At 61.8% G+C, this 11,708-nt stretch carries 11 protein-coding genes; 8 read left to right on the top strand and 3 right to left on the bottom strand.

Features of this window, described 5'->3' with window-relative positions; translation table 11 throughout:
* From AC6RA8_RS17415 to AC6RA8_RS17400, 4 genes are all read left to right on the top strand, one after another.
* Positions 1-996 (top strand): aldehyde dehydrogenase family protein (locus AC6RA8_RS17415; RefSeq protein ID WP_500354357.1); only part of this gene is annotated, 996 nt, incomplete at its 5' end.
* A 37-nt stretch (positions 997-1,033) separates the two neighbouring features.
* On the top strand, positions 1,034-1,750 hold the full coding sequence (locus tag AC6RA8_RS17410) for an SDR family NAD(P)-dependent oxidoreductase (protein WP_500354355.1): 717 nt from the start codon (positions 1,034-1,036) through the stop codon (positions 1,748-1,750).
* Positions 1,750-2,607, top strand: a complete 858-nt coding sequence (locus AC6RA8_RS17405) for an alpha/beta fold hydrolase (RefSeq protein ID WP_500354353.1) — start codon at positions 1,750-1,752, stop codon at positions 2,605-2,607. Before AC6RA8_RS17410 ends, AC6RA8_RS17405 begins: the two co-directional genes overlap by 1 nt.
* The gene (locus AC6RA8_RS17400) at positions 2,597-3,337 is read left to right on the top strand and encodes an SDR family oxidoreductase (protein WP_500354351.1); all 741 of its coding nucleotides are present in this window, start codon (positions 2,597-2,599) and stop codon (positions 3,335-3,337) included. The genes AC6RA8_RS17405 and AC6RA8_RS17400 overlap by 11 nt, the downstream gene beginning before the upstream one ends.
* A 96-nt stretch (positions 3,338-3,433) precedes the next feature.
* Here AC6RA8_RS17400 and AC6RA8_RS17395 read toward each other — a convergent pair whose 3' ends face one another.
* Complete coding sequence (locus tag AC6RA8_RS17395; RefSeq protein WP_500354349.1) at positions 3,434-5,008, bottom strand: ABC-F family ATP-binding cassette domain-containing protein; 1,575 nt, start codon at positions 5,006-5,008, stop codon at positions 3,434-3,436.
* A gap of 242 nt (positions 5,009-5,250) precedes the next feature.
* On the opposite strand from AC6RA8_RS17395, the gene AC6RA8_RS17390 reads away from it, so the two are divergent.
* The 4 genes from AC6RA8_RS17390 to AC6RA8_RS17375 are packed head-to-tail and all read left to right on the top strand — an operon-like array spanning position 5,251 to position 8,806.
* Entirely contained in the window at positions 5,251-5,601 is a 351-nt protein-coding gene (locus AC6RA8_RS17390; protein WP_500354348.1) for a cupin domain-containing protein, read from the top strand.
* A 59-nt stretch (positions 5,602-5,660) separates the two neighbouring features.
* Positions 5,661-6,665 (top strand): P1 family peptidase, encoded by a 1,005-nt coding sequence (locus tag AC6RA8_RS17385; RefSeq protein WP_500354346.1) that lies wholly within the window; start codon positions 5,661-5,663, stop codon positions 6,663-6,665.
* Entirely contained in the window at positions 6,652-7,443 is a 792-nt protein-coding gene (locus AC6RA8_RS17380; protein ID WP_500354344.1) for an alpha/beta fold hydrolase, read from the top strand. The genes AC6RA8_RS17385 and AC6RA8_RS17380 overlap by 14 nt, the downstream gene beginning before the upstream one ends.
* A 10-nt stretch (positions 7,444-7,453) precedes the next feature.
* A complete protein-coding gene (locus tag AC6RA8_RS17375; RefSeq protein WP_500354342.1) occupies positions 7,454-8,806 on the top strand; it encodes a tetratricopeptide repeat protein in 1,353 nt (450 codons plus the stop codon).
* Positions 8,807-8,897: 91 nt separating this feature from the next.
* Here the strand turns inward: AC6RA8_RS17375 and dxs are convergent, their stop codons facing one another.
* Together dxs and pufC are read right to left on the bottom strand one after the other, a co-directional pair.
* The gene (gene dxs, locus AC6RA8_RS17370; protein ID WP_500354340.1) at positions 8,898-10,829 is read right to left on the bottom strand and encodes a 1-deoxy-D-xylulose-5-phosphate synthase; all 1,932 of its coding nucleotides are present in this window, start codon (positions 10,827-10,829) and stop codon (positions 8,898-8,900) included.
* Between the two features lie 207 nt (positions 10,830-11,036).
* The coding region (gene pufC, locus AC6RA8_RS17365) for a photosynthetic reaction center cytochrome PufC (protein ID WP_500354338.1) at positions 11,037-11,708 on the bottom strand (672 nt) is incomplete at its 5' end.

The following is an 11,708-nucleotide window of genomic DNA, read 5'->3' as shown; positions in this document are numbered from 1 at the left end:
ATCGTGCCGTGGAACTACCCGATGCAGATCATCGGGCGCAGCGTGGGGGCCGCACTTGCGATGGGTAACGCCTGCGTCCTCAAACCGGCAGAAGAGGCTTGCCTGACCGCCCTCGCCTTTGCGCATATCGCGGCTGAGGCTGGCCTGCCAGATGGCGCACTGAACGTGGTCCCCGGGCTGGGTGCCGAGGCGGGCGCGGCGCTGGCATCCCATCCGGGCGTGCAGCATATCAGCTTCACCGGCTCGGTCCGCACCGGGGCGCTGGTCCAGCAGGCTGCAGGGGCAAACGTGGTGCCGGTCACGCTGGAGCTGGGCGGCAAATCCCCGCAGCTGGTATTCGATGATGCTGATCTGGATGCCGCCCTGCCCTTCCTCGTGAATGCGGGGATCCAGAACGCCGGACAGACCTGTTCCGCCTCGTCCCGCATCCTTGTGCAGCGCGGGGTTTACGAAGAAGTACGCAGCCGTATGTCTTCCGCCTACTCCGACCTCAGCGTTGGCCCTGCGCTCGATGACCTGCGCATCGGCCCTCTGATCTCGACCCGGCAAAAACAGCTTGTCGAAGGGTTCCTTGCACAAGGTGCGGACCTGACCATCGCTGCCCAAGGGCACCTGCACAATGCCCCGGATAACGGCGCCTATGTCCTCCCCACCCTGTTTGACAACGTGCCCCCAGATCATACGCTTGCCCGCGATGAAATCTTTGGCCCGGTCCAAGTGCTGATCCCCTTCGACACCGAAGAGGACGCCCTGCGCATCGCCAACAGCACCGACTGCGGCCTTGTGGCAAGTGTCTGGACAAGGGACGGTGCCCGTCAGATGCGGCTGGCAAAAGCGCTGCGCTCCGGTCAGGTTTTCATCAACAATTACGGCGCGGGGGGCGGCGTCGAACTGCCATTCGGCGGCATCGGTAAATCCGGCCACGGGCGGGAAAAGGGGTTCGAGGCGCTCTATGGCTTCTCAACCCTGAAAACCGTGGCGGCGCATCACGGCTAAGACCGGCGCACCGCCAGGCAATCGGAAAGGACATGCCATGATCTTCGAAAACCGCTTTCAGGGCCGCAAAGCTGTCATCACCGGAGGGGCTGCCGGGCTGGGCCACGGCATTGCAAGCCGAATCCAGGCTGAGGGCGGCACGGTCGAGGTCTGGGACATCAATGCCGATGCCCTCGCCGCACTGGACTTGGACAGCCGCCAAATCGACGTGACAGATGCCGACGCCGTGGGGTTGGCCATGCAAGAGGCTGACCCGGATATCCTCGTCTGCTCTGCAGGGATCACCGGACCCAACACCACCACATGGGACTATCCCATCGACGACTGGCTGAAGGTCCATGACCTGAACCTGAACGCTGTCTTCTACTGCAACCGCGCCGCTGCCCCGATCATGCGGGCCAAGGGGTGGGGTCGGATCATCAACATCGCCTCGATCGCGGGGAAGGAAGGGAACCCGAACGCCCCCGCCTACTCGGCCTCAAAGGCGGGCGTCATCGGCCTGACCAAATCACTGGGCAAGGAACTGGCGACAAGCGGCGTGACCTGCAACGCAATCGCCCCGGCAGCGGTGCGCACGGCCATCTTCGACCAGATGACGCAAGAGCATATCGACTTCATGCAGTCCAAGATTCCAATGGGTCGCTTCGGCACGGTGGACGAGATTGCGTCCATGGCCTGCTGGCTCGCCTCGAATGAGGCCAGCTTCACCACCGGTTTCTGTTTCGACCAGTCCGGAGGGAGGGCGACAGCGTAATGCGGATCGAGGTGAACGGCGTTCGACTTTATGTTGACATCGAGGGCGCAGGCCTTGTCCCCGACGGGGCAACGATGCGCGAAAAGCCGACGCTTATCGCCCTGCATGGCGGGCCCGGGGCGGATCATTCGATCTACAAGCCGCATCTGGGGCAACTCGCCGACCTGTGCCAGATCGTCTATGTCGATCATCGCGGAAACGGCCGGTCGGACGATGGCGATCCCGACACGTGGACGCTCGCGCAATGGGGCGATGATGTTGCAGGGCTGTGCGATATACTGGGGATCGACAAACCTATCATCTACGGCGCGTCCTTCGGCGGCTATGTCGCACAATCCTTTGCCACGCGGCACCCTGACCGGCTGTCCGGGCTCATTCTGTCAGTGACAGCAGCCCATGTGGATTTCGAAGCGGTGTTCGACGCGTTCACGCGCATCGGCGGGCCAAAGGCCGGTGAGGTCGCGCGCACCTACTGGTCAGACCCCACACCAGAGCGCAGGCAAGCCTACTTCGACGCCTGCTTCCCGCTCTATTCCGTCAAGGGACTGGATCAGGGCATGGTCGCGCGCATGATCGTCAAGAACCCGGTTGCCATGCACTTCAACGGACCAAAAAACGAGCATGGGCGGTTCGACTTCCGCCCCGGGCTTGCCAAGGTCACCTGCCCCGCCCTCGTCATCTCGGGCGAACAGGATCCCATCATGCCCCACCCTTTCGGCGCTGAAATCGCCCGGCACTTGCCAAATGCCCGCTACCACCTGCTGGACAACGCGGGCCACACGGTCGACTTTGACGCGGCAGAGGCGTTCTATACCCTCATGCGGGATTTCATAGCGGAGGTGTCAGATGCAGCTTGAGGGCAAAACAGCCATCGTCACAGGTGCAGCCAGCGGCTTTGGCGAGGGGATCGCACGCGCCTTTGCGGCGGAAGGGGCGCAGGTCATGGTCGCCGATATCGACAGCGACGGGGCCAAGGCAATTGCGCAAGATATTGGCGGCACGGCCTTCGAAGTCGACGTATCCAATGGCGCATCCGTGCAGGCCCTTGCCGACCACGCCCTCAAGACGTTCGACCATCTCGACATCCTCGTGAACAACGCGGGCATCACCCACCTGCCCCAAGCGCTTGAGGATGTGACCGAAGAAGATTTCGACCGCGTTCTGGCCGTCAACGCCAAGTCCGTCTACCTCACCGCTCGCAGCCTTGTCCCGCATTTCAAAGACCGCGGGGCGGGCGCCATTCTCAACGTGGCCTCCACCGCGGGCGTCAGCCCCCGGCCCCGGCTGAACTGGTACAACGCCTCCAAGGGATGGATGATCACCGCAACCAAAGCCATGGCGGTCGAACTTGCGCCCCATGGCGTCCGCGTAAACGCGATCAACCCCGTGGCGGGCGAAACACCCCTGCTCAAATCATTCATGGGCGTGGACACGCCAGAGACCCGCGCGAAATTCCTGTCCACCATTCCCCTCGGCCGCTTCTCCACCCCGCAAGACATGGGGGCCGCAGCCACGTTCCTGTGCTCAGATGCGGCATCGATGATCACCGGCGTAGCGCTCGAGGTGGATGGCGGGCGCTGCATTTGAACTGGCTTGCGCGGGTATTGGTCGATGTATCGGTATCTGGTCTGCTTCCAAATGGCGGATACCAATGACGGACTGTGCCGTGGTTCGTGTAATCGATCACAGCTGCAATCGACGTTCCACACCAATGCGCTCAAGAAAGTGTTCGTCATGGCTGACGACAAGAATTGCACCAGCATAGGAAGCAAGTGCGGCCTCCAATGTCTCGATAGCTTCTAAGTCGAGGTGATTGCTCGGCTCATCCAAAAGCAACAGCTGGCGCGGGCGACTGTGCCCGAGAGTGCAGGCCAACCCTGCACGCAGTCGTTGACCACCGCTAAGGGAGCCAATTTTCCGATCGGCCTCCTCGCCACGAAAAAGAAAACGGGCAAGAGCCGCCCGCCGGCCGTTTTCTGTTGCGTCCGGGTCAATGCGCGCAAAGGCATCACACACCGTCTCATCCGGATCAAACAGGCGAAGGTCCTGATCAAGAAGTGCTGCCGGAACATGCAAAGCAACAGAGCCACTCAGCGGCTGAAGGTCACCGTGGATACAGGCGAGCAAAGTCGATTTGCCAGACCCGTTCCTGCCTTCGACTGCGATACGTTCTGGTCCACGAATGGCAAACGAAATGCCTTTCAGGATGGGCCTGTTGTCACAATAGGCAAAAGACACGTCATTGACGTGCAGGACATCGCGCCCCGAAACCAGACCCGAATGAGGTATGTCCATGACCAAAGGCTGCAACACTTCGACTGCGCTGCGTGCCGCCTCCAATGCGGAGTCCGCTTCATCCATCTGGCGATCCCTCAGCCGCGCGGCAGCGCCACCTGATCCCTCGCTGCGTTCCTTCGCGGCATTCAACAACAGCTGTGACTGGCTGCCCGACGCCCGAAGCTGCCGTCCTTGTCGATCAGTGCGTGCTTTGCGTTCTGCGGCCTGCCGTGCCCGCGCCTGGGTCTCGGCCACAAGCCGCTTGGACCGTGCCAACTCATGTTCTGCCGAGGCCAGTTCGGCGGCTTTCAATTCACGATAGACACTGAAATTGCCACCGTAAGTGCGCGCGCCAAGCGTCGTCAATTCAACAATCTCATCCATTTCATCAAGCAACGCGCGATCATGGCTCGCAACAATCACGCAGCCCCGCCAGGCTCGCAATGTTTGAATCACCAGCTGTCGTCCCGCACGGTCAATATGATTTGTCGGCTCATCCAGCAAAAGCACATCCGGTTCTGCAAAGATGAGTGCTGCAAGCCCTGCGCGGGTGCGCTGTCCACCAGACAGCGCATCGAGCGGCATATCGGGGGGGTGGTCAAGACCCATGCTTCCCAGCGCAGCACCCATTCGTGCCTCCAGGGTCCAGTCGGCCTCCGCAAGATCATCGGCCGTTGCCTCGCCCCTCTCAGCACGTGCAAGAATTGCAAGTTGGTCTGTTACGCCAAAAAGGTCTGCAAGCGTCGCATTCTCACTTTGCTCCGAGTTCTGACAGAGAAACCCGAGGGAGGGCGGCCTCGTAATCCCGCCGAGCAACGGCGTCAACTCACCGGCAATAAGACGAAGCAGCGTTGTCTTGCCGGTTCCGTTGCGACCGACAAGCCCAGTTCTCAACGGCCCGAATGTCAAATTCAGATCGGTGAAAAGATGTGTGTTATCGGGGGTATCCCAGTGCAGACCGGAAACGACGACAGAAGACATTACAGACGCTCACGACAAGAAACCTTGATGGGTTAGTTGGTGAGAGTGCAATCCATGATGCCATTCCCGTTTGTCTGACCAGGCCGAAGATAGTGATGACTGGTCCATGATGCAACATGTGCAACGCCTTGAGACAAAACCTCATTACAAATCGGCTTTTGGACTGCGCCCAAAGCGTCTGCATCCACCCTCTTGTAGATAGGCCGCGTTCGGGCATGATGCTTCCAAGAGAGGAGCCGCACATGCAGACCATCAACCTGACCGCCAAGCCGGCCCAATTCAACACTCACTGGGACCCGCACGTCATCGCCGACTACAACGACAACGACGTCATGGTGGTCAAGTTCCAAGGCGCATTCCCCTTCCACCTGCACGAAGGCACCGACGATTTCTTCCTCGTACTCGAGGGCGAGATGGTCATGGACATCGAAGATCAAAGCCACCCCGTCAAAGCAGGCGAGTTGTTCATCGTCCCCAAAGGCGTCACCCACCGCCCCCGCGCGGACCAGGAATGCAAGGTCCTGCTGATCGAACCCAAAGGTGTGCCCAACACAGGCGATCCAGCCACAGCCGCGCCGAAACCTCGTATCTAACGCGACCAGGTCACTTCTTCCCTGTTTCAAAAAATCCCAGCCGGAGGCACGAACTCAAAATGACCCCAGGGCCGCAAAACGCGATTACGGATATCGAAGGGCTCAAGGTCGGCCACGCGCAAGACGACAGGCTCAAATCCGGCGTCACAGTGCTAACGGCAGACACACCGTTCACCGCTTCTGTCTCAGTCCAGGGCGGCGCGCCGGGAACGCGGGAAACGGACCTTCTGGCTCCGGACAAATCGGTGGCGCAAGTGGATGCATTGGTGCTGTCAGGTGGCAGCGCCTTCGGCCTCGACGCCTGTTCTGGCGTGGTCGAAGGGCTACGGGCAAAGGGTCGCGGCTACCGGGTGGGCAACGCGATCATCCCGCTTGTGCCGGGGGCCATCATCTTCGACCTGTTGTCCGGGGGCGATCAGACCTGGACCGACACGCCCTACCCCACGCTCGGACGGGCCGCGTTTGAGGCCGCAACAGACAGCACGCCTATCGGCACGATCGGCGCGGGCACCGGCGCCATGACCGCCATGATGAAAGGCGGCCTGGGCACTGCGTCGCTGACCCTCGACAGCGGGATCACCGTAGGCGCGCTCGTCGCGGCAAACCCCATGGGCAGCGTGACCACGCCGGGGGACAAGCATTTCTGGGCCGCCCCATTCGAGATCGACGGCGAATTTGGTGGCCTTGGCCCCGATGTACAAACGGGGCTCGGACGCACCCACGACAGCCGCAAACTGACGGCCATGTTGGAGCGGGCCAACACCACGATCGCCATCGTTGCGACCGACGCGACGCTCGACAAGGCGCAATGCCAGCGTGTCGCCATCGCAGCCCATGACGGCATCGCACGCGCCTGTGTCCCTGCCCACAGCCCGGGTGATGGCGACCTCGTATTCAGCGTCTCGACCAGCGCCAAACGCATGACAACCCCGTTGGACCTAACAATGATCGGCCATGCCGCCGCCGTTTGCCTCAGCCGCGCCATCGCACGCGGTGTCTATGCCGCAACCCCCGCCCCGGGCGACCTGCTGCCAACATGGAGAGAGCTCAATGCCGACATTTGAGCGTGACGACATCGCGCTGCACTACGAGGTGACAGGCAACGGACCACCACTGTTGATGCTTGCGGGCTTCATGTCAGACCATGCCAGCTGGACACCGCTGATCCCCCTGCTGCAAAACCACTTCACCTGCGTCACACCCGACAACCGCACGACGGGGCAAACAACCCCATGGAACGCGCCAGTCAGCATCGACCTGATGTGCAAAGATGCGCTGGCGCTGATGGGCCACCTGGGCTTCGACCGGTATCACACGATTGGCCACTCCATGGGCGGCATCATCGCCCTGCACATGGCACAGGAGGTGCCTGAGCGAATGGCCTCAACCCACATTGCTGCCTCGGCCCCTATCCGCCTCGCGCGCAATACCGCCCTTTTTGCCAACCTCATCGCGATCCGGCGCAGCCCGGCCCCCGAGGACACATGGCTGCGCGCCTTGTTCCCGTGGCTCTTCAACCCGCTGGTCTACAACGACCCGGCAGCAGTGGATCAGGCGGTGGCGGACAGCCTCGCCTACCCGCACATGCAATCGGCAGACGCGATGGAACACCAGCTCACCGCCCTGCGCGGGTTCGACGGGACGGCCCTTGCCAGCCCCAAATGCCCCACGCAGGTCCTGATCGGCGCACTTGACCTGATCGTGCCACCCGACCACATCCTCGCGGTGCTCAGCCACTTGCCACACCACATCCTCGAAGGGGCCGGGCATTCGATCCACTGGGACGCGCCCGACCAGGTGGCAGAGCTGCTGCGCGCCTACGCCGCCAAACACCCAATCTGAAGGAGGCACCATGCAAGACCTCTATGGACTGCCCATCACCTGCAACACCGACGCAACCCGCCAGGGCATCGACGATTTCGTGCACGGCTTCATCAGCTTCCAGACCAAGGCGGTGAATGTGTTGAAAGCCGCCAAGGCTGACCGCGAGTGCGGCCTCGCCAACGCCTATGCCGCGATCCTTTACATGCTGCTCGAGGCGCCAGCGGCGCCGGGCCTTGCGCAACCGTTCCTGGACAACGCACTGGCGGCGAAGGGCCTCACCCCACGCGAACAGGCTACCGTCGAAGCCGCCCGCCTGTTTGTGGCCGGTGACATCCCCAAACTGATCGAACTGTGCGAAGCCACCGTCAGCGCCTATCCCCGCGACATGGTCATGCTGAAACTGGGCCAATACCACACGTTCAACATCGGCGACTTCCCCGCCATGCTGCGCGTCGCGGAAAAAGCCCAACCCGGCGCAGCCGACATCGCCTATGCCCACGGCATGCGCGCCTTCGGGTTCGAGGAATGCCACCTACTGGATGATGCCGAAGCCGCCGCACGCCATGCTCTCACGCTCGACGAAAGCGAACCCTGGGCGCATCACGCGCTGGCGCACATATACCTCACCCGCGGTCAGGTGGCCGAGGGCACCGCATTCCTGGAATCTGTCGCCCACCATTGGGCCGACCTCAACAGTTTCATGCACACCCACAACTGGTGGCATTTGGCCCTGTTCTACATCTCGGCCGGACGCACGGACGACGTGCTCGCCGCCTATGACACCCATGTCTGGGGCCAGAACAAGGACTACTCGCAGGACCAGGTCGGCGCCGTCTCACTGCTCGCCCGGATCGAATTTGCCGGGATCAATGTCGGCAACCGTTGGCAGGACGTTGCGGACCACATCGCCAAACGCGGCACAGACACGGTCAGCCCGTTCCTCACCCTGCAATACCTCTACGCGCTTGGACGCACCCACCGCGAGGAGGGTGAGACCCTCCTCAAAGCCATCGAAGCCCGCGCCGAGGATGAGACGAAACATGACTGGCAGGTCTGGCGCGACGTCGCCCTCTGGGCCGCACACGGCATAGCTGCCCATGCGGCCGAAGATTACGACGACTGCATCCGCTTTCTGGGCAAAGCCCTGCCCCGGCTGGCGGAATGCGGCGGCAGCCACGCACAGCGCGACCTCTTCGAACAGATACACCTCGACGCGCTGATCCGCGCCGGCCGCACCTCACAGGCGCAGCAAGTCCTTGAAATGAGACGTACTTTTGATCCGGACGGCATTCCGCTCAACACCATGCTGGCAGGGATCTACGACAAATCCGGCCTGCCTGATCAGGCAGCCGCAGCCCGGGCGCGTGTTTCTTCTAACTGAAAATATGACCGCTAGCGGCATACGTCAGGAGGGTCTGAAAAGGCCCTCCTGAATAAAATCATGTCGCGCGTAAGCGCGTCATTGCAACAGGTCACTCCCCCGCGATCAGGTCCACCACATTGCTCTCGGTCCGCCCCACGGCATCGCGCACGGTGTTCACAATATCCGCCGCCGTCAGACCGGCATCTTCATACATCTCATCCGGGCTCGCCTGATCAATGAACCGGTCAGGCAAGTGCATTGTGCGCACTTTCAGGCCCTGATCCAGCAGCCCTTCGGCCGCCATGGTCTGCAACACCATCGCGCCAAAACCACCCATGGCCCCCTGCTCCACCGTCACCAGCAGCTCATGGCGCACGGCAAGGTCGCGGACCATCTCGATATCCAGGGGCTTGGCAAAGCGCGCATCTGCGATGGACACCGACAGCCCTTCCGCCTCCAACCGTGCAGCGGCACGCTCGCAGGCATCCAGATGCGTGCCCAGCGACAACAGCGCCACGTCCGAACCTTCCTGGATCATCCGGCCCTTGCCGATCTCCAGCACCTCGCCCTGCTGGGGCATCTCGACCCCACGCCCGTTGCCACGCGGATAGCGGAAGGCAATGGGTCCGCTGTCATGGGCCGCAGCGGTGGTGACCATATGCACCAACTCCGCCTCATCGGCGGCCGCCATCACCACGATCCCCGGCAAGGACGCGAGGTAGCCAATGTCAAAAGACCCCGCATGGGTGGCTCCATCGGCCCCGACGAGGCCAGCACGGTCGATCGCAAAGCGTACAGGCAGGCCCTGCAGCACCACATCATGCACAACCTGATCATAGCCGCGCTGCAGGAACGTCGAATAGATCGCGCAAAACGGCTTCAACCCGCTTGCCGCCATCCCGGCGGCAAATGTCACGCCGTGCTGTTCCGCAATACCTACGTCAAACACACGCCCAGGAAAGCGGTCGGCCATCTTGTTTACCCCGGTGCCCGAGGGCATGGCAGCGGTGACAGCCACAATCGATGGATCCTTTGCCGCCAGATCGGCCAAAGTTTCGCCAAAAACAGACGTATAGGACGGCGCATTGCTCTTGCCCTTCGACTGCTCACCCGTCTCCACGTCGAACTTGGACACACCATGATATTTGTCCGCCGACCCCTCGGCGGGGGCATAGCCCTTGCCTTTGACCGTACAGGCATGGATCAGCACCGGCCCTGTGGCCCGCGTGCGGGCCGCCCGCAGCACCGACAGCACCTGCCCCATGTCATGCCCGTCAATCGGGCCTATATAGTCAAATCCCAGTTCCTCAAAGAAGGTGCCCCGGCTCTCCACTCCCGTCACCATCTCGCGCGCACGCCGCGCCCCATCGCGCATGGGTTTGGGCAAGGCGGCTTCCATCCCTTCGGCAATCGCATGCAGCGGCGCAAAGGGGGAATTGCGGGACAGGTTCGACAGATACGTGCTCATCGCGCCGGTGGGAGGGGCAATCGACATCTCGTTATCGTTCAGGATCACGAACAACCGCCGCCCCTCATGGCCCGCATTGTTGAGCGCCTCGTAGGCCATGCCCGCGCTGATGGAGCCATCACCAATCACAGCAATCGCATCGCCTGTCGGCATGCCCATATCGCGACCCACGGTGAAGCCAAGTGCGGCAGAAATCGAGGTCGACGAATGCGCCGCGCCAAAGGGATCGAAATCGCTCTCGGCCCGCTTGGTAAACCCGCTGATCCCATCCTTCTGGCGCAGCCCCGACATGCGGTGGCGACGACCCGTCAGGATCTTGTGGGGGTAACACTGATGACCAACATCCCAGATCAACTTGTCACGCGGGGTGTCAAAGACGGCGTGAATGCCGACGGTCAGTTCCACCACACCCAGGGACGACCCCAAATGCCCACCTGTCCGGCTGACAGCGTCGATCACATCAGCGCGCAGCTCATCTGCCAGACGCGATAGATCAGCATCATTCAAGCGCTTCAGATCAGCGGGGCCCGCCACAGTATCCAGCAAAGGTGTTTTGGTCATGTTCTCGGTCATGGGCGCACGTCCTTTCAACTCGCCCCGTCCGCCTTGCCAAGCAGACCTCTGGGGCAAAAAGGCGTCGTGCCTGAGGGTTCAAGCACGACGCCAGGTTCCTGTAGCCAACAGGAAGGGAACCGGGATCATCGATCCCGTGCGTGGGTCAAGGAAGCCATAGACCCGCGCCTGGCGTCACGGGGACGGGCACAACCCGCCCCCGCCACATCACTCGTAAACAGGCGCCTCGGTCGACGCGAGTTCAGGCCAATCGGCCACCATGTTCATGCCTTGCAAGGGTTTCTGATAGCCCTTGTGGCACGTCCGGCAGCCCGCCTTCGGTGCATCGGCATAGATGGGGCCAAGACGTTCGGCCGGATAGGTGTCCTTGAGCGGGATCAGGTATTCCTGGTTCATCTCGATAACCATCTGGCGACCCTGCTGGGCGGTGGACCACTGCGGCGTCACCTGCGCCGTGTCATAGAACGCCCGGCTGTTGTGGCAGAACACGCAATTGACCCCCAACGAATTCGCAAAGTAATTCATCAGCGAATAGGTCATCTCGGTCTTCTGGATCGTGTGCACCTCTTCGTCGAGACCCGGCACACCGGCCACACGACTTTCCAGATCATGCACGTTCACAAGGCTATCATAGTCGGTCAGATAGACTTCGAGCGCCGTAGACGGCAGCGAGGTCGATGAGCTCATCGACGTGGCGCGGTTCTGATCCGCAGCCCACCCGCCAACATTCTCGTTGACCGGGGTCACATTGAACCAGATGTCGCTGGGCACGGCTTCACCGCGGTGACAGGTATAGCAGTTCACGCCTGCATCCCCGTTCACGTTGACATGGCCCGCCCAGTTCTCGTTCAGGTTCTGGGTCATCTGGATCATGCGCCG

The sequence above is a fragment of the Tateyamaria sp. genome (genome assembly GCF_059783535.1).
This window is presented reverse-complemented; position numbering and strand designations above follow the sequence as displayed.